Annotated in this window: 21 protein-coding genes; 14 read left to right on the top strand and 7 right to left on the bottom strand. The window is 41.2% G+C overall.

The features are described 5' to 3' along the window. Together ACHUGF_RS13390 and ACHUGF_RS13385 are read right to left on the bottom strand one after the other, a co-directional pair. Entirely contained in the window at positions 1-246 is a 246-nt protein-coding gene (locus ACHUGF_RS13390) for a DUF3297 family protein (protein ID WP_394131914.1), read from the bottom strand. Between the two features lie 154 nt (positions 247-400). After that, on the bottom strand, positions 401-1,375 hold the full coding sequence (locus ACHUGF_RS13385) for a LysR family transcriptional regulator (protein WP_394131912.1): 975 nt from the start codon (positions 1,373-1,375) through the stop codon (positions 401-403). A gap of 203 nt (positions 1,376-1,578) precedes the next feature. On the opposite strand from ACHUGF_RS13385, the gene ACHUGF_RS13380 reads away from it, so the two are divergent. The 3 genes from ACHUGF_RS13380 to ACHUGF_RS13370 are packed head-to-tail and all read left to right on the top strand — an operon-like array spanning position 1,579 to position 3,926. Then, complete coding sequence (locus ACHUGF_RS13380) at positions 1,579-1,989, top strand: DoxX family protein (RefSeq protein ID WP_394131910.1); 411 nt, start codon at positions 1,579-1,581, stop codon at positions 1,987-1,989. 52 nt (positions 1,990-2,041) lie between these two features. Beyond that, entirely contained in the window at positions 2,042-2,914 is an 873-nt protein-coding gene (locus tag ACHUGF_RS13375; RefSeq protein WP_394131908.1) for a pirin family protein, read from the top strand. A 34-nt stretch (positions 2,915-2,948) separates the two neighbouring features. Further along, positions 2,949-3,926, top strand: a complete 978-nt coding sequence (locus ACHUGF_RS13370; protein WP_394131906.1) for a glutathione S-transferase family protein — start codon at positions 2,949-2,951, stop codon at positions 3,924-3,926. Positions 3,927-4,499: 573 nt separating this feature from the next. Here the strand turns inward: ACHUGF_RS13370 and ACHUGF_RS13365 are convergent. Next, complete coding sequence (locus tag ACHUGF_RS13365) at positions 4,500-4,925, bottom strand: CBS domain-containing protein (RefSeq protein WP_394131904.1); 426 nt, start codon at positions 4,923-4,925, stop codon at positions 4,500-4,502. A gap of 221 nt (positions 4,926-5,146) precedes the next feature. Further along, a complete protein-coding gene (locus ACHUGF_RS13360; protein WP_394131990.1) occupies positions 5,147-6,037 on the bottom strand; it encodes an AraC family transcriptional regulator in 891 nt (296 codons plus the stop codon). A gap of 226 nt (positions 6,038-6,263) precedes the next feature. Between ACHUGF_RS13360 and ACHUGF_RS13355 the strand changes: the two genes are divergently transcribed. The 9 genes from ACHUGF_RS13355 (at position 6,264) to ACHUGF_RS13315 (ending at position 14,303) form a co-directional block, all read left to right on the top strand. Next, complete coding sequence (locus tag ACHUGF_RS13355; protein ID WP_394131902.1) at positions 6,264-7,214, top strand: SDR family oxidoreductase; 951 nt, start codon at positions 6,264-6,266, stop codon at positions 7,212-7,214. A gap of 35 nt (positions 7,215-7,249) precedes the next feature. After that, positions 7,250-7,963 (top strand): fibrobacter succinogenes major paralogous domain-containing protein, encoded by a 714-nt coding sequence (locus ACHUGF_RS13350; RefSeq protein WP_394131900.1) that lies wholly within the window; start codon positions 7,250-7,252, stop codon positions 7,961-7,963. A gap of 36 nt (positions 7,964-7,999) precedes the next feature. Then, entirely contained in the window at positions 8,000-8,752 is a 753-nt protein-coding gene (locus ACHUGF_RS13345; RefSeq protein ID WP_394131898.1) for an alpha/beta hydrolase, read from the top strand. A 224-nt stretch (positions 8,753-8,976) separates the two neighbouring features. Beyond that, positions 8,977-9,864, top strand: coding sequence for a dienelactone hydrolase family protein (locus tag ACHUGF_RS13340; protein ID WP_394131896.1), 888 nt, complete (start codon positions 8,977-8,979; stop codon positions 9,862-9,864). A 29-nt stretch (positions 9,865-9,893) separates the two neighbouring features. Next, positions 9,894-10,268: a DUF6363 domain-containing protein gene (locus ACHUGF_RS13335; RefSeq protein ID WP_394131894.1), complete on the top strand. Its 375-nt coding sequence runs from the start codon at positions 9,894-9,896 to the stop codon at positions 10,266-10,268. Positions 10,269-10,597: 329 nt separating this feature from the next. Further along, positions 10,598-11,146 (top strand): BUD32 family EKC/KEOPS complex subunit, encoded by a 549-nt coding sequence (locus ACHUGF_RS13330; RefSeq protein ID WP_394131892.1) that lies wholly within the window; start codon positions 10,598-10,600, stop codon positions 11,144-11,146. An 86-nt stretch (positions 11,147-11,232) separates the two neighbouring features. Beyond that, positions 11,233-11,925 (top strand): transposase, encoded by a 693-nt coding sequence (locus ACHUGF_RS13325; protein ID WP_394131890.1) that lies wholly within the window; start codon positions 11,233-11,235, stop codon positions 11,923-11,925. 380 nt (positions 11,926-12,305) lie between these two features. Further along, the gene (locus ACHUGF_RS13320; protein ID WP_394131889.1) at positions 12,306-13,325 is read left to right on the top strand and encodes a hypothetical protein; all 1,020 of its coding nucleotides are present in this window, start codon (positions 12,306-12,308) and stop codon (positions 13,323-13,325) included. Between the two features lie 339 nt (positions 13,326-13,664). After that, positions 13,665-14,303: a DUF3313 family protein gene (locus ACHUGF_RS13315; protein WP_394131887.1), complete on the top strand. Its 639-nt coding sequence runs from the start codon at positions 13,665-13,667 to the stop codon at positions 14,301-14,303. Positions 14,304-14,358: 55 nt separating this feature from the next. On the opposite strand, the gene ACHUGF_RS13310 is transcribed toward ACHUGF_RS13315, so the two are convergent. Then, on the bottom strand, positions 14,359-14,511 hold the full coding sequence (locus tag ACHUGF_RS13310; protein ID WP_394131885.1) for a hypothetical protein: 153 nt from the start codon (positions 14,509-14,511) through the stop codon (positions 14,359-14,361). 352 nt (positions 14,512-14,863) lie between these two features. Beyond that, a complete protein-coding gene (locus ACHUGF_RS13305) occupies positions 14,864-16,372 on the bottom strand; it encodes a DUF3360 family protein (protein WP_394131883.1) in 1,509 nt (502 codons plus the stop codon). Between the two features lie 480 nt (positions 16,373-16,852). Between ACHUGF_RS13305 and ACHUGF_RS13300 the strand changes: the two genes are divergently transcribed. Together ACHUGF_RS13300 and ACHUGF_RS13295 are read left to right on the top strand one after the other, a co-directional pair. Beyond that, a complete protein-coding gene (locus ACHUGF_RS13300) occupies positions 16,853-17,518 on the top strand; it encodes a GAF domain-containing protein (protein ID WP_394131881.1) in 666 nt (221 codons plus the stop codon). Between the two features lie 568 nt (positions 17,519-18,086). After that, the gene (locus ACHUGF_RS13295; RefSeq protein WP_394131879.1) at positions 18,087-20,996 is read left to right on the top strand and encodes a hypothetical protein; all 2,910 of its coding nucleotides are present in this window, start codon (positions 18,087-18,089) and stop codon (positions 20,994-20,996) included. Positions 20,997-21,366: 370 nt separating this feature from the next. Here ACHUGF_RS13295 and gcvP read toward each other — a convergent pair whose 3' ends face one another. Further along, on the bottom strand, positions 21,367-24,270 hold the full coding sequence (gene gcvP / locus ACHUGF_RS13290) for an aminomethyl-transferring glycine dehydrogenase (RefSeq protein WP_394131877.1): 2,904 nt from the start codon (positions 24,268-24,270) through the stop codon (positions 21,367-21,369). Positions 24,271-24,464 lie beyond the last annotated feature (194 nt).

The raw sequence follows: 24,464 nt of genomic DNA, 5'->3' as shown, positions 1-24,464 counted from the left end.
TTACTTATAGAAAGCTTCTACAGTGCCTTTTACTGTCATTAATAACGGCTGACCACGACGGTCTAACGCTTTTGGTGAAGGAATTTTCACCCAGCCTTCACTCACGCAATACTCTTCTACATCAAAACGTTCTTTATCATTCACTTTGATACCAATATCGTGCTGAAAAATTTCAGCAATATGATGCGGGCTACGTGGGTTAATTGAAAGGCGATCTGGTAGTGCAGGCTTGCTTGTATCCGTCATGGTTTTGTCCAATGATAAAAATATTAGGCCTATTTTAGGCAATGTCGGCATATTGCTCAATCATTGCCAGCAGTTATCTTTAACTTACGTGCAATAAATCACTTGTAACTGCTCAGTCACTTGGTGAGTTTGTTGATTTCATGCTGCTTTATCATCACCCACTTAGGTTACTATGCGATGATATCGCCTGATCCCAATAAGGCGTGTCACCAAAGTAATCGACTAAGAAATCAATTAATAAACGGCTTTTTTGTGGTAAATATCGGGTTGAGGGGTACACAACATAGGCCTTAGTTTCATGTAATTGATAATCTGGCAACAAAGGCACTAATTTTCCACTATTTAATGCCCGCCAAATGATAAATGTCGGCTGAATAGTAATGCCATGACCTGCAATGGCCATGTCTTTTAAAAAATCACCATTATTAGCCACTAGATGCACATTGATTGGCGCAAGATAGGTTGTGTTATCAGGCGCTATAAATGGAATGCCTGAAGAAGAGAATTGGTTGTACTTTAAGAACTGATGCTGCTGGATATCAGCAGGTGACTCTATAGGGGGGTGCTTTTCTAAATAAACTGGGCTTGCGCATAACAGATGCCGAATAGTCGTAATGGCTTTAGCCTTTAACGATGAATCATCTAACACTCCAATACGCAGTGCGAGATCAATACCATCTTCAACTAAATTGACTCGCTTGTCAGAAAAATCGATCTCCAGCTTTAATCGAGGGTGAAGCTGACAGAACTTATCTAACGCCGGAGTGAGGTGTTCGATACCGAACGAAAGTGGAGCAGAAATTTTCAACCGGCCACTTAGCTGCTGTTGCGATTGACTCAACTGCGCATTCAGCTCATCCAACTCTTCGGCAATTAACTTACTTTTATTAAAGTAGCGATGCCCAGCCTCGGTTAAACTTGAGCTGCGTGTTGTACGGTTAATCAGTTTCACACCCAATTGGGATTCCAGCTCACCTAAACGTTTACTTACAGCCGACTTAGCAATCCCTAATCGCTCTGAAGCTTTAGTAATACTGCCGGTTTCAACCACGGTGATAAAAATACGAATACTTTCTAACTGTCCCATGTCACCTTCATTCCCCATCACGGAATTAGTTCTTCGAGCCATTAAAGCAATACAGCCCAGTGGTATTGTTCTAATGAACTATCAGCCTAACAACCAAAAGTTCTCAAAACCTATTGTTCTCATTTTGAGAACTATCATTGCTCATTATCAATGTTTATCACGTTTCCATCAACAGGTAGCATCATTGCTATTGAAATAGTCATTGAAACTGTCATTGCATTTAGCTTATTTAAACGGAGATACCCATGTTCGCAATTCAACAACTTTCAGCCCCGATTGGCCGCTTTTTACTATCACTAATTTTTGTCATGTCAGGTGTGAACAAACTCGGTGAATTTGAAGCGACTCAAGGTTACATGGACGCAATGGGCGTGCCGGGCATACTACTACCGATAGTGATAATCACAGAAATAGTCGGTGGCATCGCCATCATATTGGGTTGGAAAACCAAAATTGCCGCCTTTGGCTTAGCGGGTTTCACCTTCCTATCAGCAGTGCTGTTCCATGCTGATTTTAGTAACACAACAGACATAATCAGCTTTATGAAAAATCTTGCCATTACTGGTGCTTTTTTATTGCTGGTTGCACAAGGTGCTGGTGCTTACTCACTCGATAACAGAGCAACACGCCACATCAAAAAGCAAGAGGCTCAATAACCCGTTTCCAAGTACTTCTAACAAATTCATCAGTAAAGGGTAGGAGTTCGTCATGCAAAAAATAGTTAATCGACACCTTGTTGCGGTGCACTCTGGGCAAGCTACATCGGATGGTGATGGCGTTAAGCTCACTCGAATTATTGGTAATCAATATATCAATATGCTGGATCCATTTTTGTTACTGGATTGTTTTGAAAGTGACGATGCAGCAGATTATATCGGCGGCTTCCCTACCCACCCTCATCGCGGATTTGAAACTGTCACTTATATGCTGCACGGTAAAATGCGACACAAAGACAGTGCAGGCCACGAAGGTGTAGTGACTCCTGGCGGAGTGCAATGGATGACAGCAGGAAAAGGCGTGCTTCATTCTGAAATGCCAGAGCAAGATTTTGGTCGAATGCAGGGCTTTCAGCTTTGGGTAAACTTGCCGAAACATGCCAAAATGATTGCGCCTGATTATCAAGAATTTCCACCAGAAAATACACCTGTTGAACGCCATCTGAATGGCTCAAGCATAAGAGTGATTGCTGGCACCACAGCAAAGGGAACAGTTGGCCCAGTCACCAACCGCTATACTGAACCCACTTATATGGATATCACTTTAGTAGCCAATACCAGCCTACAACAACCTCTATCAGCTGAGCACAATGCTTTTATCTATGTGGTTAACGGTGAAATTCACGTGACTGATAGTGAGAATCGTCAACAAACCTTAGCTCAGCAGCAAATTGGCATACTCAGTAAGAGTAGTAATTTTGACTCTTCTCAAGTGGAAATTAGCACCTCGGATTCAGCAAGAGTGTTACTCATTGCAGGTAAACCATTAAATGAAAGCGTTGCCCGTGGCGGCCCTTTCGTGATGAACACACAAGCTGAAGTGCTACAAGCCTATAGAGATTATCAAAATGGGCTTTTTGCCTAACTTATTATCAAACCAACACATAAGGACTGACATTATGGGACAACTCATTGAAGGCAAGTGGCACGACGATTGGTATGACACCAAATCAACAGGTGGAAAATTTGTCCGAAAGTCCTCAAGTTTTCGCCACTGGATCACCAAAGACGGTAGTGCAGGTCCAAGTGGTGATGCAGGCTTTAAAGCAGAAGCTAACCGCTATCACCTGTATGTTTCTCTGGCTTGCCCTTGGGCACACAGAACATTGATTTATCGCAGCTTAAAAGGCCTAGAAGAGATGATATCTGTTTCGGTCGTCAACAGTTACATGGCAGAAAATGGGTGGACATTTGCCCCAGCTGATGGGGTGATTGCAGATCCTATTCATCAAGCACAATTTCTACATCAGATATACACCAAAGCCGATAGCAATTACTCAGGTCGTGTCACTGTGCCGGTATTGTGGGATAAACACACGCAAACCATTGTGAGTAATGAGTCTGCCGATATTATTCGCATGTTTAATGAAGCTTTTGACGACATAGGTGCGAGTGCCATTGATTTTTACCCCGCCGATAAACAAGCTCAAATTGACGAATTAAATGGGTATATCTACCCCAATATCAATAACGGTGTATATCGCGCAGGCTTTGCAACGACCCAAGCAGCCTATGATGAGGCTGTGGCTGAACTGTTTGACGCGCTTGATAATCTAGAGCAGCGCTTAGCCAATCAACGCTATTTAACCGGCAATACCATTTCCGAAGCTGACTGGCGCTTATTCACCACTTTAGTCAGATTTGATGCTGTGTATGTCGGCCACTTTAAATGCAATATCAAACGAATAGTCGACTACCCTAACCTTTGGGATTACTTAAAAGACCTTTACCAAGTACCACATGTAGCCGAGACGGTGAATATGCAACATATCAAAGCGCATTATTACCAAAGTCATGGCACCATAAACCCAACCGGCGTGGTACCTAAAGGCCCTGAATTAGATTTTACCAAGCCCCATGACCGTGCGTGTTTATAAAAATGGGCGTGTTTATAAAATTGATATTTATGGCTGTGATTACAGATCATTTAAGGGTTAAACCGTGACAATATTGCTGTTATCAGGGTTTTAATTTTATTGAAAATAAACTTGATGATTTTGGTGCCGAAAAGCACGACTGAACCAATCACAAAATAAGAAACAAAGGTTTGCCAAGAGTCAGCCTGGATAAAAAGGAAGGCGAGAACCGCCAATGGAATAGACAGCAAAAGTGCAATCTTTAAATAGTATTTAGTGTCCATAATTGTATTATTCTGTGATTAAAAACCTTAACCAACTATTCGTGTTCAACATGCATGTTCAGTGAGCTCTGAACACACATGACTTAGCAATTATTTGCGTTGGGAAAGGTAAGGCTATTGATAGTTAGCCCAGATAATACAAAAGGGGTTACTGAGATGACATATGCTAAGAACAAAACGCACAATTACGCTGTTTATCATACAAATAGCAGAATTTAATCGGCTAAATAGGGTAATACACCTAACAAAAAAGCGGTGTATTCTAACCAACGAGATGGTAAACAAATTCACGCTGTAAAAACGCTTACCCCTAACCCTTAACAAGCAAAAGTCGTTGGCACAATTTGACAAAATCTGATGAGGTTACAATACCAAGCACTTTATTATCCTCATCCAATACCGGTAAACAGCCCAATTTATTATCAATAAAGTACTGCACCACAATCGTTAAGGGCTCATCTAATCCGAGTATCTGCGCATCATTTTCCATAATCTCAGCAATGGGCTGGTAACGCTCTTTTCGATCTAACGCGCCTTGGCCATATTTATTCAAGGTAGTAAGCACTGTTGCAATCATTTTTTTATGGGTTAGTAGGCCAACAAACTCACCAGTGGTTTCTGAAATTACCGGTAAATGACGCACATTACGAGTCTGCATCAACAAATGTGCGTCTTTTAAACTGGCTTGATCACTAATACACACAGGGTTGTGGGTCATGATTTCACTGACATTCATCGCATTATCCTCATACTGATACTCAGCCTTAAAATGACACTTGACTCATTATCTGACTAGGTTAGTGCCATTAGCAAATACAGTTAATATGTTAATTGTTAGCCTGTTATGAGTATAACCAACTATAAACAGTTACGTGAATAAGCTCATAACAGCTTCATGCACTTTGCCCTGTTCACAGATGTGGTCATTATTTCATCGCAAATAAAATGTCTTCATTATTACGCTTGGGCTGCCAATGTTTTGGTTTGACGCCACTGCTTAGGGGACTGGCCGTACATACGTTTAAATTCACGGCTAAATTGTGAAGAGCTCACATAACCCACGTCCATTGCCGCGACATTCACATTGATGCCTTCAGCAATTTTCATTGCCGCCTTATTCAATCGCATCGATTTAATGAATTGGATCGGCGACATGTTCGTCGCCTGCTTAAATTTTCGATGGAACACTGCCCTGCTCATCCCAATTTGATTAGCCATATCGTCAATAGTAATTGGCTGTTTCAGGTTGGAAGACAAAAACTCAATAGAGCGGACAATATCGTTACCCACATCAAATGTCCGCCTGACAGATTCCCCAGAATCACCAGTTAAAATGGCATAGTAAAGCTCACGTAAACGGCTTTGCCCCAATATGGCAATGTCAGTCGGCTTATCAATGAGCTGCAATAGTCGATATAACGCATCAGTAAACGCATCATCCCACCTTGCTGTTGATAAACCTTGTGCTTGAATGCCATTTTTTAGACCTCGATTGCGATACGAAGAGTGCGACATTTCAATCACAAGTTCAGTCATTAGTCGTGTATCTAAGGTAATGTAGACACCAAGCAAAGGGTTATCGGGCGAAGCCTCAGGTGTCCCAGTTTCTATTGGCATAGACAAGGTACAACAAATGTATTTGCTGGCGTCATATTCATGCCTATTACCGTCAACAATGGCTTCTTTGCTGCCGCTGACTAATGCGGTTACCGAGGGTTCATACACTGCTGGCGCACATTCAATCGGGGCGGTTACCTTAAACAATTGCACACCTTTGATGCCCGTTTCTATCATGACACTGTCATTCACCTGAGTCTCTACTATCTGCTTGATCTGCTGTTTACTCATCATCACTACACCATCAAAAAATGAACTTACACGCTAACAAGCCAAACAACACCACTCAAGCAACTGAGACAATTAGGCATGTTTTAGCGAGTATATCGCCTATTTATATACCATATTGACATATATAGTTCACTCATCAAGTTTTAACAGTCAATAATGCTTAGCCATTTCGTCTAACGTTATTACTCGCCAAAGCACCGAATAATCCATCATAGGAAGCCATACCATGACTCAGCAAAACCAATTTGGCCCAAAGGGTTGGACACCAGATTTACTGACCTCTCTAACAAGTAAAACTTACCTCATCACAGGGGCGAATACTGGTGCGGGCTTTCAAGCAAGCCGCCTTTTACTTTCAAAAGGCGCATCGGTGGTCATGCTCAACCGCAATCCGAGTAAATCTCAATCGGCAATAAATGAACTCAAAAGCGAGTTTGGGCAACAGGCCAACGTGAGCTATGTCAGCATGGATTTAGCTGTTCTCACTTCCATTCGTACTGCCGCGAATGAAATATTATCGAAAGTACCAATAATATATGCACTGATTTGTAATGGTGCCATTGCTCAGGTTGCCCAGCAATCGTTCACTAAAGATGGCTTTGAAAGTCAATTAGGGGTGAATCATTACGGCCACTTCTTATTATCAGGATTATTGTTTGAGCGCATTGAAGCATCACAAGGTCGCATTGTAGTGGTTGCCAGTGAAGGACATAAATTAGGGTTGAAAACCATCCAATTCAACGACATGAACTGGGACAAAAACTATCATCCCAACAAGGTTTATAGCCAAAGCAAACTTGCCCAAATGATGTTTGCCTATGAGTTACAAGACAAAATTAACGCAGCAGGTAAACACGTTGAGGTCTATGTATGCCACCCTGGCGCGTCAAATACTTCATTGATCCGAGAAAGCGCCAGCTTAGCAACCCGCTTATCATGGTCATTGATGGTTAAACTAGGGCTCGCCCAAACGGCAGAAAAAGGCGCTTACCCCGAGGTGATGTGTGCCACGCAAACAGGGTTAACTCAACGCGCTTATTATGGCCCAACAGGCGTGATGAACTTTGGCGGCCCTGTTGGCGAATGTCATCTTGCCCCTTTTGTGTTGGAAAAAAATACCCTAACTAGGTTATGGGCATTATCGGAACAACAAACCGCATTTAATTGGTCAATTTAACGATTGGCCAAAGGTTAATACCAAGGTTAAAACAGATGAATACAATCACATTTTTATTAGGGGTGCTTATGCTAACGCCAACAGAATCGATCAATCATGCCAAACTTGTCGAAGCTGAGCCTGCAGAAGTCGTGGTCGATGCCCAAGGAAACCAATATCGCACGGTAAAAATCGGCCTACAAACTTGGTTAGCTGAAAATCTCAGAAGTACCCAATTTCAAGACGGTACACCAGTCAACACCGGGTTCATTCCAAATGACGATGAAACCTTACTTAACCAATATGGTCGAGTGTATAGCTGGGAAGATGTAAGCAACCCAAATAATTTATGTCCAGTAGGATGGCGAGTTGCGACAGATGAAGACTGGAAACAGCTTGAAAGAACCATTGGTATTGAAGAAGATGCAGTGAACAGCGAGGGCTGGCGAGGTGACAAAGATATCGCCAATACTATCAAAACTGCTCAGCCTAATACCTTATTCAAATCATTTGATCAGTCTTTAGTGAACAAGTACCAATTCTTTGCCACGCCCGCAGGTGTCAAAATTGGTAACTGGTATATTGCACAAGGCAAGTATACAGAGTTCTGGACCGCCACTAACGTCAGTGAAAAGAAGGCTTTTGCTCGAACGCTAGCCTATGCTTGGTGGAATCCACACAAGGGTGAAATTCGTCGAGCACCTTTAAACAAAAAATACATGTTTTCAGTAAGGTGCGTGAAAAATGAGACGCAAAAGCTCAATAAATAACAAGGCCAAAACCAGTAAAAAGTGAACAATTTTGATATGAAAAAAATCCTGCTAGTGATGATTAGCCTTGCCAGTCTTTTATTGTTTGGCTGCGCAGGTTCTGTAGACTCGACAACACAGTTCAACAAAGATGATCAAATTGTGGTACTCGCCCATGGGTTAGGCCGCAGTGATACAGCAATGTGGCGCTTTACTCAACGACTTGAGAACGCAGGCTACCTCGTTTGCACACTCAATTACGCTAGCATTGGTGAAACCGTGCAAGGTGTGTTTGACAACACGACAACTCAAATAGATCAATGCATATCCTCTGCGCCATCAGTACACTTTATCGGCCACTCATTGGGTGGTTTGGTGATCCGAAATTATTTACAAAACCACACAGACTTTGCTGCCAGTGAACGTCTAGGTCAAGTTATATTAATTGGCACTCCCAATAAAGGCAGTGAACTGGCCGATCATTTTCAAGACTCTTGGCTAATGAAAGTGGCTGGAGAAGTGAGTCAATCACTGATTACAGGCAATACTAGCCTAGGTAATCAGATTGAAGAGCTGCCTATAGATATTGGCGTCATTGCAGGTACGAAAAGTTCGATACTTACAAATGATGCTTTCACAGGCCCTAATGATGGCTTAGTGTCTGTAGACTCGACCAAGCTTGATCAGAGCTCAGATTTCATTGCGCTTGATGTTGGCCATTCGGGCATGCGTTATAACAAGCAAGTAGCGGAACAAGCTATCTTTTACCTCAAACATGGCCGTTTTAATCACTCTGAGATACAGCATTAACTAGGTACGGATAAGATAGCTTTTGCATACATTCAGTGATACATCAGGGTGCTTTGTCTCTTGCAGTTGAGTGGCTTTGTAAATGTTTGGCTAAAAGTTATACAGTCTGAAATATTTGATCTAAAGTGGTTAGGTTCTTATTCATTAGCGAGTAAAAAAAGTGTGCAGCTCAAAAGGGTGCCCATTTTTTATAAGGGAAACAATAAAATAGTAAGGGATAAAGAATGACTATCAACAAAAACCATATTCCCCAAGAAGCATTTGACTGGTATGACGAATACGCCCATGGCGGAATGGACAGACGTACTTTTATGAAAAAGCTCGGCTCACTTGTTGCCTTGGGTTATTCAATGACGGTGCTCACTTCAGCCCTATTACCGAATTACGCATTAGCTGAGCAAGTCTCATTTAATGATGACGATATTCATGCCACTTATGAAGAGTTTGACTCACCAGAAGGTCACGGAAAAGGCCGAGGTTATTTAGTCAAACCCACTAAAGAGCAGCAAAACTACCCTGTCGTGTTAGTTATCCATGAAAACAGAGGCTTAAACCCTTACGTTAAGGACGTAGCAAGACGTCTAGCGAAAGCAGGCTTTGTTGCCTTCGCGCCAGATGCGCTATTTCCTGTAGGCGGATATCCTGGTAATGATGATGAAGGTAGAGCCTTACAAAGAGAGCTTGATAGAGCAAAAATTCAAAATGACTTTGTTGCCGCCGCCAATTTCTTAAAATCGCACCCACTGAGTAATGGCAAGCTAGGGGCGGTTGGGTTTTGTTTTGGTGGTTATATGGTTAACTACCTAGCCGCTGTTGATAGTCAATTACTGTCAGCGGGCGTGCCTTTTTATGGCACACCAGCAAGCAAAGAATTAAGAAAGAATATTAAAGCACCACTGGTTATTCAACTAGGTGAACTTGATGAACGCGTCAATAAGTCTTGGCCCGAATACGAGCAAGACCTTAAAGCTGCTAATGTCGAATTTACAATGCACATGTATAAAGGTGCGAAGCATGGTTTCCATAATGACTCTACTGCTCGATTCGACCAAGAAAATGCCGATCTAGCTTGGCAGCGCACGTTAGACTTCTTTAATGAGAAACTCAGTTAATCAAACGCGAAGCTTTATGTTCGGTTTATTTGAATAACATCATCGGTTTTTCAAATTTCATTGAACATAAAGCTAAACCCATCATTACCTTTAGAACCACCGTATACACAAATAACTTAGTTCCGAAATCGATAAAAAGCTTAAAAACTCTCGTTTGTAATAATGGCAACTGCCCTACTTTCATAAAACTTGTGGATGAATATGAAGACGCTTATTTGAAAGCTGAAGCATTTATTAGCTCGCCACCTAAAGAATTGTATGTACTCGAAATTAAACCGCAAAAGCCTCTGCAAACCACCATTTTAGGTAGCTCAGAACAAAGCATTGTGGCCGACTATAAACACGGCTTCGAGTTAGGTATGCAGTTTATTAACGAGCATAAAATACAAGCGTATTTACAATAAATAGACGAGTGAATTCACAAGGTAAAGGCTAGCTTTGTTACACTTATTTGACCCATTCGAGTCAAACTGAAAAGTGGGGTCAGAGTAAACTTTTCTATTCGGTTATACTTCCACATGATTCGCCTTTGCAAATGGAACGTGCGCATACCTAGACAACCTAGAATTAGCCCTATTTCGTTCATAAAGTGAGATTTATTGAGTTGAATTAAGGAGGCGGAAGAAATAAAGCTTAATCTGCCACACATATGGATAAGTTTAAATCGGTCCCACTACATAAAAATGTTAGAGTTAAAACAAGTTAATACTACTCATGCAAACAAATAACCTAAATGAAAGTTGAAACAGAAATCGTCAATGGTGTATATGAAACGGGAAAAGTGCACCTAACCATTGGTGAAGATTCCGTAACTAAGCATTTCAAACCGTGCAGCAAATACATTAAGCGTTACAATATCGAAAAAGAGTCATTAATTCGGCTTGGCAATATTAGTAATATCCCGAATTTAATCCATTCTGATGATGATACAACAACGCTAGTAATGTCGAGGTTACATGGCAACACCCCCACTCATTTGAATGAGGCGAATTTACAAGAATTAATCGTAATAGTGCAAAAAATGTTGGATGCGGGTGTTGCACGCCACGCATTACCGCTTCGTGATATTCTTGTTGATACTAACAACAAGGTGAGTTTAGTCGATTTTGAGCGCGCTACCCTTCAAGGCTCATTTTTACGTGTTGACTGGCTGATAGCGAAGAAAGTATCTCACTATCACTTGTATCGTTTAACCTCTCAATTCCAACCACAATTACTAACCAAGAAACAAGCATTTAAACTCAATTTAGTGACCCAAATAAGGCGAATATTTAAACGATAATCATCTTAATAAAGTGGGGTCAGAGTAAACTTTTTCAATTCAACTATACTTTTGGTTTGATACGCCTTTGCAAATGGAACTTGCACATGCCTAGACTGCCTAGAATTAGCCCTATTGGGGTTCCTCAACACATTATTCAACGTGGCAATAATCGCCAAGCATGCTTTACCTCTGAACAAGACTTTACTGCCTATACTGGGTGGCTCAAGGATTACTCAACAAAGTTTCAAGTTGAAGTCCACGCTTGGGTATTCATGACTAATCATGTTCACCTGCTTTGCACCCCATTGCAGCCAAGAGCAATTAGCCAGATGATGCAATCCCTCGGTCGACAATATGTGAGATACTTCAATGTCACCTATAAGCGAACAGGGACACTATGGGAAGGAAGGTTTAAGTCTTGTCTGGTGCAAACAGAAGACTATTTATTGCAGTTATACCGCTATATAGAGCTCAACCCTGTGAGAGCAAACATGGTTAACGATCCTGCTCATTACAAATGGTCTAGCTATCAGATTAACGCCCTAGGAAAAAAATCCAAGCTTTGTACACCTCATCAAACTTACCTTTCAATTGACCGCCAAACAAAATCGAGACAAGCAGCTTATCGTGACTTGTTCAAACACCAACTCGATACCAAAGTCATTGATGATATTCGTCAAGCAACTAACAAAGGGTCGGTAATTGGAAGTGAACAGTTTAAGGATGAGATAGAGAAAATAACTGGCATGAGCATAAAACCAAAGAAAATCGGGCGACCTTATAAAACTAGAAATTAAGTTTACTCTGACCCCACTTAATTAACTCACCTATTACAATCTCCAAGCCAGTCAAAAGTACTCATTATTGAGGTCAGACCATTACAGTTAGATTATTAAGTCAATAGGCCTTCTGTTATTTAGCACTAACTAAAGTGACTGAAACAATTAACTAAAGTTGTTCCCTGATGCTTTCATCAAGCGTGTTATATATGCAAAAGTACCGATATTCCAGCAATATTGAAATCAAATGAAGTCCACAGTTCAAGTGAAAAAATGATTCTTTCCTATACTCAAGCCGATCAGGAACTTTCAGAAAAGTTTATGTAAAAGTGAACTTAGTTTTCATTCTTAAAGTTTGCTTCAAATACTCATATCATTTTCAAATAAGGAATATTGAAATGAAAGCACTTCTATATGGCATAGTCTTGGTTGCCATAATGATTAGCCATGCACATGCCAAAGATAATCCCAATGGAAAACCCTTTATCGCTTTAGAAGAACAAATTGCAGCCACGAATGCTGCTATTGATGCAACCAATGAAGCTTTGGATGCATCCGATGCTGCTACAGAAGCATCTATTCAAGCTTTAAATGCGGCCGATGCGGCATTAACAGCACGAGACGACTTACTACAAAGTCAAATAGATCTATTAAATATGACTTTATCAGAGCAGTTGGTCATCATTAATGCACGTTTTGATGAGTTAGACGCAAAAATTGATACAGTTGACGCCCAAAGTAAAGAAGCCGATGCGTTAATGGCTGAAAAAATTGAGCTCAACATGGTGGCAATCGATTTATTATCGGGTCAAGTCGAATCACAAGAGTTACTCAACAACTTACAAGTGAACCTAATAAATACGCTATACAGCCGCGTTAATTCACTTGATATGACGGTTGCAAGCAATCAATACCGGGCTCTTCAACAATACCAAACCATCGCCAATCAAATTAGGACACTGCAAAACAGAGACTCGTATACCAGTTCTCAAATCAGTAATCTTCAAAGTCAATTGAATACTGCAATCAATAGAATTAACACCCTATCAACATCTTTAGGAGATGAATGTAACGAAGGATATTATGTGGCAGGCATTCGCACAGATGGACGATTGCTATGTAGAGAGGCATCAGACATTGTAATCGTATCTCAACCTTTAACTAAAACCCGTACCTGTGTATCAGAGTTCATTGGTTGTTTAGATTATGAATATTGGCAATATGGCAGCGCGTACTGCCCAGGAGGCTATAAGAGAACAGCCACTAGCTATAGCACACCAGGTGGACTAGCAGTGAATTATAATTACTATTCTTCAGCCTATGTGAGAACCAATCGTACTGACAGTGAATCCACTGCAACTGGGTATGTTCGTATAACCTGCTCTAATACACCACTTTATGAATACTCTCCATACTAGTGTTTAAGGGCAAGTTCAACTTGCCCGTATTTTGATACCAGTAAAAACTGTGATGCTTCCCAAACACGTTTAAAACACATTATTAAAATACAAAAAGCGACTCTAATGTCGCTTTTTTATTGGAATTAAGTTTACTCTGACCCCACTTAAGACCTCACTTAATTAATGAACTGAAAGCCCTTGATTCCAAAGGTGAAATGAGAGGCGGTAAATAAAGCAAATATTTAACTCAAAATAGACTATGATCCACTTAATACCTTCAATAACAAGATTGATATTAAAATCAAAGTAAGCAAATTTTTCAAATAGTTAGACACAAAAACCAACAGGAAATAAACAATGGAACGACTTATTAAACTGTCTCGAATTCCACTCGTCCTAGGCTTAGTTGGCCTACTCGCGGCCTGTGGTGCTAAACCAGTTCAAGTACAAGGATATGACCCAGTCGCTGACACTGAAGGCTTAGAGCGTGATACAAGCGAAGCCCCCGGTGTCGTTCTTGTAAGACCTGGAGCTCCAAATCTCAATGAATACGAACGCTTTATTATTGACCCAGTGATCCTCATTGATGCTGATTACAACAACGACGATCTCGATAAAGAGAAAGCTGAAAAAATGCAGCAATACCTGCAACAAGCTGTGATTAAAGAGCTTGAGCAAGCAGGTTATCAAGTTGGTGGTGATGTAGATAAAGCCATGCGCATCACCTTTAAAATCTCTGGGTTAAAAGTCCCTTCTGCCGCAGCAAACATTACAACTGTGCTGGCTCCTTTTGCTCTTAGCGTGGGAGAAGTCACCATTGAAACAGTGTTCCGCGAGGCTGCGACAGACCGAATTGATGCTGTCGCAATTATGCAATCAAGAGGCTCACGTTTCTTTAATGCGACACCTTGGTCAACTTGGGAAGATATTAAGCAAACATTTGATAACTGGGCGGAATCTTTTCGCAAGTCTGTAGACAAAGCCCATAAAAAGTAACAATTGACTACACCAGCATTAACTGACATCTGACCCTATTTTTATCCCACCATTGTTAGGAGATAAATGGGGTCAGTTCATGTTCTAGATACGCCTCGCGTGACTCAAATGTTGAACTGGCTCGGTGTTGCTTCTGATAACTTTGACCATCTCCCGCCCCGTGCTTTGCACCTGTAGGTGAATGCACTGACTTTGAATGACTGCTCATATCAACCCTATAACTCTCCCGCTACCGAGTGGATTACTTAATACATTAGAGACACCTTAACTGAAGGGTGCAGGCAGGGTGAATAATGAAAACGGATTCAACCCAGGCATTAGTCGTTTACAAACAATAATTTACCAGCGAAATCACAATTATTTATAAAAGTTTACTCTGACCCTACTTAATTTATGAGACCAAAAAGAATGGGACCCCTTTCAAAGCCAAAAATTAAGTTTACTCTGACCCCACTTATTTGACCCCACTTATTTAACCCGTTACCTCCCAATGCCCTGTTTTGCATTGGGAGTACGAGCATGTCAGCCCTAACCTGTGCTCGCTAACCTGTAGACTTAGGTTATTTAAGCCCCAAAATTAGCGGTGGAATGCCGGGTAGCAAGCCAACCATCGCCATCACCCCAGTAAGGATAACAAACATAATACTCGGCGCTATCCAGCGATTCATTTTGGTGAGTTTAGCGCTTCTGTCTTTGCAGCCAATTAAACCTAAGTTATCTAGCAACATAGTCAATGACCAACCAAAGGCCGGGTTAACCAATACCGACGAGAACACCACAATAGCCGCAGATTGAGTGGTTTTACCCTCACGAGTCATCTCCATCCCCGCTTCAAGTAACGGAATAAACCCCCCAACAACTAGTGCCACACACAGAACTGGCTCCCATATGGCCAGATCCATTGGGTAACCCCATAACGCAGCAATCACACAAAACAGCGCCGTAAGCAGTGCGCCAGCAGGAATAGGCCGCTTGGCAATTGCCGCCGGTACAATGTAAGTGCCCCAAGATGAGGTAAAGTTGGCCCCACCAAGCAAAGAGCCCAAGGTTTGACGAATAGATGCGCTGGTCATGGTATCGTCAATGTTCATATGCACTTTTTCAGTACGCGGTGGGTAGTTAATCTTTTGAAAAACTTGATGGCCTAAAAAGTCAGGCGACCACATAGCAACCGCTAAAATGGCAAACGGTAGCACCACCATAAAGCTTTCAATAGTGGGCAAACCTAACATCCAGCCAGAATCTTCGCCCCACCAATACATGGGGTTCATGTTTGGCAAACCAGGCGCAGTTTGAAACTCAAAAGGCGCGCCCATAGCAAACGCTAACGTACCACCAAGCAAACAACTTAAGGGCACAGCCAGCCAACGTTTACGCCAATGCTCAAGCAACGCGTATAAGATAATGGTGCAAAATATCACCACAAACGCAATATGCGCCATACCAATACCTTCAGCCCACGCATAAAGCTTTTTCACCTGCGAGGCGGTGCCAACAAAACCGAGGTACAGCAGTAATCCCCCGCACACGCCTTTACTGGTCAGGTTGGCCAACATACTGCCACCTTTGCTGATGGCCAATATTAAGCCTAGCGCACCAATCAGCAAGCCAAATGCCATAGGATGGCCACCGGCTGCCACCACAATGGGAATGATAGGGATCAGCGGACCATGAGTACCCGCCAAATTGGCAGTAGGTAAAAGAAAACCGGAAAAAACCACAATGAAAAACGCGGCAATGATCAGCTCGTAACGAACGTTTTCTAAAATAAAGCTTTCTTGCAAGCCAAGCGAGGTGGCAAAGGTTGTGGCAATGGCACCAACCATCACCACCTTACCGATTGTCGCGGCCATAGCTGCAATCGAATCTTCTGCCTCAAAGCGATAATCTCGCCCCGGTAAATTGGCCCGCCAACGCTTGGGATTCATGATGGTCAGTTCATGTTCTAGATACGCTTCGCGTGACTCAAACGTTGAACTCGCTCGGTGTTGCTGCTGATAACTTTGACCGTCACCCGCCCCGTGCTCTGCACCTGTAGGCGAATGCACTGACTTTGAACTACTGCTCATATCAACCCTATTACTCACCCGCTTTCGAGTGGACTACAAAATAGATTAGAGGCACCTTAACTGAAGGGCGCAGGCATAGCGAACAATAAAAGCGGAATAGGACTCAGACATTAGTCGTAGATAAACAATAATTTACAAGAAAAAGTGCAATAATTTAGAAAAGTTTACTATCCCCCTCTTATTTAGAAAATGGGACGACCATACAAACAGAAAATTAAGTTTACTCTGACCCCACTTATTAAGTTTACTCTGACCCCACTTATTTGACCCCACTTATTCACACCTGCATCCAGCACCAAAACTCCCACTTTTGATCTTCAACAATATCTACCTTCGATTTAGTTAATAGTATTGACAAAATGATCTAACACACTTGCTATAGGCTAAGTTAAAATTCGCTACCTTTGATACCTTTAAACTTGGTATAAGTTAAAGCGACGTTTTAACAAAATAGCTCCGCCACTTAGGACAAAAACTTTTATGCGTTTATTCGATATTTTGTCGGTTCTTTATGAGCCAGTAAACCAACTGGATAATCATGAACATTTGCTGTCATATGTTCAGCCAAAGCTCAATGAAGATGGCACTTGCCCAATTTTTAAAGAGCCGGGCGATACTTATGATCTACGACAGTATGCAGATTCACCTGAGCAACAGGAAAACTTGCTTGATTTAGTCACTCGACTAAATCGTTTAGTGCGCTGGATCCACTTAAAAACCGATGTCATGTGGTTTGGTATTTACCTGTCTCATGGCGACAAGCTTGTGAAGTATGTGTACAACGGTGAAATGTCGAAAGCAGAGTTTCCTATTGCACCAGAGTATTTAGACAAGTCGATAAATACGCGCGTGATCATGGAAAAACAGCATTACTATATTCCCAATGTAGAAAAACACACAGGCCCTTATTATCGCTGTGATGCTAAGGTTAAGTCTGAGTTATGTTGTCCAATATTTGATCCGGAAGGTGACGTGATTGGCATTTTTGATTGCGAAGATCATCGTGAAAACTTTTTTGATGAGAAAATTGACTTTATCCGCTACAAAGTCAAAAAAGCGATTGAGATATTCCTTGAAGATCACCCTTATATTACGCACATGGGTTATAGCCATTTCAATCCAAATGAATACAACCCGCCTGCTTAAATAGCTTAATAGGTCAGTGATAAGTTCAAAATTGCATTTGAATATCACTGACCGCTTTGCAGATAGTCTCTCTTAACCAATATCCGATAGCTTAGGCTCACTTTTATCGGTTAATTGAGAAATAATGACCAACAGAAACAAACGCAGGCCAAGCTCTTAATCCGATAAGAGCACGCCTTTCAGGGAAGAAAAAGCCAATCATTCGCTTGTAAAATCTATTTGATTTTTAACCACACAAGCACCAAGTGAAAAGCTTACTCTGACCCCAGTTATTCCCTGACCCCACTTATTCTACATTAGCGATACAGCATATAACACCCTGCTTTACATAACATTATTCAAAAAATACATACGAGAAACTATTGCAAGAATCAGACAGAATAGCGTAATGTATAGCCAATTGAACAAAATGCAGGCCGAGCTCTTAATCAGATAAGAGTACGCCTTTCAGGGAAGAAAAAGCCAATCATTTGCTTGTAAAAAGTCAGTTCAATTGAACCACACAAGCACAAAATGAATAGTTTACTCTGACCTCATTTATTTAACTTACTTATTCTGAGGAATTAGTTTGCCATTAACATCAAATAAAGAGACTGCTTCAAAAAAAATAAGAAGCTTAGCCGAAAATTATGAAGCTAAAAAACTCGAAGTACATACTGCTAATGAAGCAAATACTAGATTAATACTCATTGATGAAGTGCTTAAAATACTTGGTTGGAAAACTGAAGAATTCAACCCTGAAAGTCATACCTCCTCAAACGGCTACATCGATTATTTACTGAAGCATGACAATACTCCAAAATTAGTTGTTGAAGCCAAAAAAATCGGCATTACTTTCGCTTCCCCTATCAACAAGAAGCTATCAAACCATGAGTACACTGTATCTTATTTCAAACAGGCATTTAAAAAATCACTAACAGAAACAATTCAGCAGGCCACTGATTACTGCACTGATAAGAGAGTAACTCACGCAGTTTTAACTAATGGCGCAGAATGGTTTGTACTACAACTTATCCCAAAACCAGGAAAAACTATAGATGGAATGAAAGGGATATATTTTGGTAATATTTTTTCAGGTCACTTTTACTTTGATTTATTCTACGATTTACTATCAAAGGAAAATGTAGTTTCAGGGAATTTAGAAAGTTACATTTCTGAAATAAACTATGCTCCCTCTCCAATTTGTAAAATATTAAGATCAGATTATGGCTCATTAACTTGGAGAAAATATAATCAAGAAAAACATTTGGATGAATTTTACAAGAATTTTTTTGATGAAATAATAAATAGTAATCAGCAAAAAATGCTCGAACATTGTTTTGTAAGTGATTCAAAACTTGAACAATATAAAGGTGATCTTAAAAGGCTTCTGAAAGATACTGCACCGAGTTACCTTCCATCGGATACTGAAGACCTTGAACCAGGTGAAAGTGCAGCAACGATAATCGATGATAAAGGGACAGGTAAAGTGATTCTAATAACTGGGTCAGTTGGTTGTGGGAAAACAACTCTAGTACGAAAGGTATTATATGAAACTCGAAGGTATCACAAATCAAACACAGTCCCAATCATTGTTGACCTAATCAATGACGTTTCAAAAAATATAAAAATTGCCAGCGGCATAATATTCAAAAGAATTAATGAAACATTTTTAGAAAAATTCCCAGAAATACATAACTACGAAGAATTAAAAAGCACTTATACCGCAGAAATTAATGCATTAAAAAATGGACCTTATAAAGAGGTATTTTCAACAGATAGGTCAAAATATATTGAAAAAGAAGCTGAATTATTAGAAGGGCTGAAATCAAATATTGAAGACTTTGTTATTAAATCACTTAAGAATCAGAAGAAAAAAAAGAATAATGTAATTTTAATCATAGATAATGTTGACAGGGCATCAGAAGACTTTCAAGAAGAGACTTATATATTAGCTCATAGAATTTCTAAGGAATCAGGAGCTACCGTTATCATCACCATGAGAGAGTTCACATATTTCAAAAACAAAGATAAAGGTTGGCTAGATGTCAGAAGTGGCGATCGAGTAATTCACTTAAAAGCACCAGACTTTAACAAAATGATATCTAAGAGAATTAAATATATTGAAAACCATTTTGATGATGATCACAGAGTAAAAGAGTGGAGACAAAACCACTCTTTAATTGATTTTAAAACATCATGCTTAAGGTATACCACAACATTGAAAAAAAGTTTGCAAGATAAAATATCAGGCCAAAGAACATTAGAAACTTTATCGTGTATATCATGGCATAACATAAGATTATTCCATGTTCTATTGAGGAAAGTACACAAACAACTAGGTGAAAAAAAATGGAAGTTTGAAGAGGTTATCTCTACTTTAATGATAAGCCAAGAAAATGGTGAATCTGCGATACTCCCAAACATTTTTATACCTAACCAAAATGTAAACCAGTCTTATTTCTTAAAAATTAGAATTCTATACTTATTAAATTATTCACTTAAGCAAAGTGAAAGAACTCACGGGATCCCACTCAATCGAATCGTTAACTTCTCAAAAATGTATGGATATCGTAGTAACTGGTCTGCTTCGGCAATCGAAGATTGCGTTAAGTTACGACTTATAGAGTGTGTAGAAATACCTGCTGATGGCGATGATATTGTTAATTTTAATATAAATGAAGGTGAAACTTTCAGGATATCCCCGCTAGGTGCTATTTTATTACAAGAAATACTTAAGGAAAAAACATATTTATCATTAATATCCACAGACTTACCATTCCATGATGAAGAATCATTCAATAATGTAAAAAAAGAGTATGAAGAGCTTTTCTCATATATGGGCGACAATAACAAAAATGAAATTTTGAGGGATGGAATAGATTTACTAAAAAACTCCCAACTTTCAAATGCAGTCTGTTCATACTTATCAAAACAGTTTAAAAGAGAAGAGATAACATCCTCACTAGAAAATGTTGACTCAGAAATAAAATCAGCTGAAGATAAACTAAAAAGTTTTATTTACTCATTAAAAGGCAACTATAAAAACAACCATTCATTTAATGAGAAATACATTCAAACTACCATGAGCTTTAATGATGACGACAGGATATCTGCATTTGAAAATATCCATGAAAGCAATGAATTAGATAATCAAGAACTTATTAGAGAGCTTATACCCAATAACTTTTACAATATAAAAATTGACAACTCGGAATATATAACCTTAGTTTTTGCAGCCATTGTAATTAGAAGCTTACAAGGGTTTGAATATAGCAAAGGCATTGAGATAACATCTACGATTAATAATTTTATTGTTGATGAAACAAATAAAAAAGAACCAACTAATGTTTCTAGAGCATTACGTTCATCTAAATTCTCAAGCCTTCCTTGGTTATTGATTAGAAAAGATATGCATCCTAAATTCAGCATGTTCTCATTAAAAGCTGATTGGAAGCTACATTGGGAAAAATACTTCAATGAAACTCCTAAACTTTAGTCTGCGGTTTATGCTAAATAAATTCGTGGGGCCAGAGTAAACTTTATCAACACCAACAAAAAAGCGACCCAAGGTCGCTTTCTTTATCCCCAGATTCCCGCTCAAAAGCGTTGCGGGAATGACATTAGAATAAATGGGGTCAGTAGAATAAATGGGGTCAGAGTAAACTTTATCGACACCAACAAAAAAGCGACCCTAGGTCGCTTTTTCTCTTTATGAACAACTAAACTTCAATGAGGTCAGCTACTCGATAATGGCGTCGCTGGCGTAGCTAGTACAAGGCGAACCGAAGGCTATAGCGCGGAGTTGACTGTTGTCAATGAGCACTGGAGCCGAGGTTCAACGCAGTAATAGCGAGACTAAGCAGCAATTATTCGTAGTCCGATAGAGGGACACACGAGCACATTAAGTTGCGATCACCAAACACATCATCAATACGATTCACGGTCGGCCAGAACTTATTCGCTCTCACCGCTTCACATGGGAACACGGCTTCTTCACGGCTGTAAGGGCGTGAATCAAACTCAGGGTCCATAATGTCTGCCATGGTATGAGGTGCATTGTGTAGCGGGTTGTTGTCCGCTGGCCACTCTCCTGCTTCTACTTTGGCAATCTCACCACGGATGGCAATCATGGCTTCAACAAAGCGGTCTAGTTCAACTTTTGACTCAGATTCAGTTGGCTCAATCATCAGCGTACCTGCAACAGGGAAGCTCATGGTTGGCGCGTGGAAGCCATAGTCGTTTAGACGCTTAGCGATATCCATTTCAGTGACGCCTGATGATTCTTTCAGTGGGCGTAAATCTAAAATACATTCGTGAGCAACACGGTCATTACGACCAGTAAACAATACTGGGTAGTGCCCTGCTAGCTTCTTAGTCACGTAGTTGGCGTTTAATAGCGCCATTTGCGTCGACTTTTTCAGGCCTTGGTTGCCAAGTAGCTTAATGTACATCCAGCTGATAGGTAGGATGCTCGCACTGCCGTATGGTGCGGCTGAAACTGCGCCATTGTTGTCGCTTTCACGACCTGGCTTAACCACAACGTGACCGGCTACAAACGGTGCTAAATGCTGTTTAATACCGATTGGGCCCATACCTGGTCCACCGCCACCGTGCGGGATAGCAAAGGTTTTGTGTAGGTTTAAGTGCGATACGTCTGCGCCGATAAAGCCTGGTGATGTGAGACCAACCTGTGCGTTCATGTTCGCGCCATCTAGGTATACTTGACCGCCGTGCTGGTGCACGATGTCGCATACTTCGCGGATAGACTCTTCATACACACCGTGAGTCGATGGGTACGTGATCATGATACACGATAGGTTGTCAGCAAGCTCAGCCGCTTTCGCTCTTAGGTCTTCTAAATCAACGTTACCTTGCTTATCACATGCGGTAACGACAACCTTCATACCTGCAAGCTGCGCTGATGCTGGGTTAGTGCCGTGCGCTGATTGTGGGATTAAGCAAATATCACGATGCGCTTCACCGCGTGACTCGTGGTACTTTTGAATCGCTAATAGACCAGCGTACTCACCTTGGGCACCAGAGTTAGGCTGGATACATACCGCATCGTAACCTGTGATGTTCACAAGGAAATCCGATAGCTCATTGATTAGCTGGGTGTAACCTTCAGCTTGATCAAGTGGGCAGAATGGGTGCATGTTAGCAAATTCTGGCCAGCTGACTGGGTTCATCTCAACCGCAGCGTTAAGCTTCATGGTGCACGAACCTAATGAAATCATTGAGTGGTTTAGTGCTAAATCTTTGTTTTCTAGACGCTTGATGTAACGCATCATTTCAGTTTCGCTTTGGTAGCGATTGAAAGTTGGGTGCGTCAAGATGGCATCTTTACGGATAAGCTCTGCTGGAATTGAGCCTTGGCCATTGGCAAAAGCGTTACCGGCAATGATGTCAGCGTCAATGGCAGCAACATCTAAACTGTGGCCTTCACCTAGAATGACATCAAATAATTGGGCGATGTCTTCACGAGTAGTGGTTTCATCAAAAGATAAACCGATAATGCCGTCTGCATCAAAGCGTAAGTTCATTTGTGCATTCAGTGCACGTGCACGCACTGCTTCAACATCTAAGCCTTTAAATGACAACGTGTCGAACCAAGTATTGTTAACCAGCTCAACGCCTTTGGTTTGTAAACCATGAGCAAGAATGTCAGTTAAGCGGTTAATACGGCTAGCAATGGTTTTAAGGCCCACTGCGCCGTGGAATACTGCGTAGAATGACGCCATGTTCGCGAGCAAGATCTGCGCAGTACAAATGTTTGAGTTGGCTTTTTCGCGGCGGATGTGTTGCTCACGGGTTTGCATTGCCATACGCAGAGCGCTGTTACCGCGCGCATCTTTTGATACACCAATAATACGGCCAGGCATAGAGCGTTTGTGTGCGTCACGTGCCACGAAGAATGCTGCGTGTGGTCCGCCATAGCCCATTGGTACACCAAAGCGCTGTGCACTACCGAATACCACGTCTGCGCCCATTTCACCTGGTGATTTCAGTAGCACTAATGACATGATGTCAGTGGCCACAGTCACGATGGCTTTCTTTTCTTTCAGCGCGGCAAAGATGTCGCTGTAATCGCTGATTTGACCGTGGCGGTTTGTGTATTGGAATAAGGCACCGAATAGCTCGTAATTAACGGCCTCGTTTGCTGGGCCAACCACGATGTCAAAACCAAAGCATTCTGCACGGGTTTTTACTACGTCTAATGTTTGTGGGAATACGTCGTCTGCCACAAAGAAGATGTTGGCTTTTTTGGCTTTCGATACACGCTTAGCTAATGCCATGGCTTCAGCCGCTGCGGTGGCTTCATCTAATAGTGAAGCTGAAGCAAGGTCGAGACCGGTTAAGTCCATCGACATTTGCTGGAAGTTAAGAATCGCTTCTAAACGACCTTGGGCAATTTCTGGCTGATATGGCGTGTACGCTGTGTACCAACCTGGGTTTTCAAATACGTTACGTTTGACCACATTTGGGACGTCAGTACCGTAGTAGCCCATACCGATGTAGCTTTTAAATACTTTGTTTTTATCAGCTAAGGTGCGGATATAAGCCGTGCCTTCTGATTCGCCGCATGCGTGACCAATGGCAAGCTCTTTTTCTAAACGAATTGCACCAGGTACAGTTTGCTCAGTTAAGTCTTCGAGCGATTCAGCGCCAATAAAGTTGAGCATATCTTGTTGCTGTTGCTCATCTGGGCCAATATGACGAGTCAAAAATAACTCATGCTGCTCTAATTGTGTCAGTGTTTGCTTGGTCATGATAAATCGTGTTCCCAATCGTCCGGAAGTCATGCTGTAGGGCACAGAGCCGGAATAGTGTAAGTAAATGGTGGCTGCCTAACCCGTAAGACAAAATGCCAAAAAACGCACGATGGCGTTTGTACTATGAGCAAAATTATGGTTATTTGCGCCATAGCAAAGAAGCTCCCGAGGGAGCTTCTTTTAAGCGCCGA

The organism is Shewanella maritima (genome assembly GCF_043643735.1).
Classification (GTDB): domain Bacteria; phylum Pseudomonadota; class Gammaproteobacteria; order Enterobacterales; family Shewanellaceae; genus Shewanella; species Shewanella maritima_A.
Note: the sequence above shows the minus strand (reverse complement) of the source record. Positions and strands in the feature narration are given on the sequence as shown.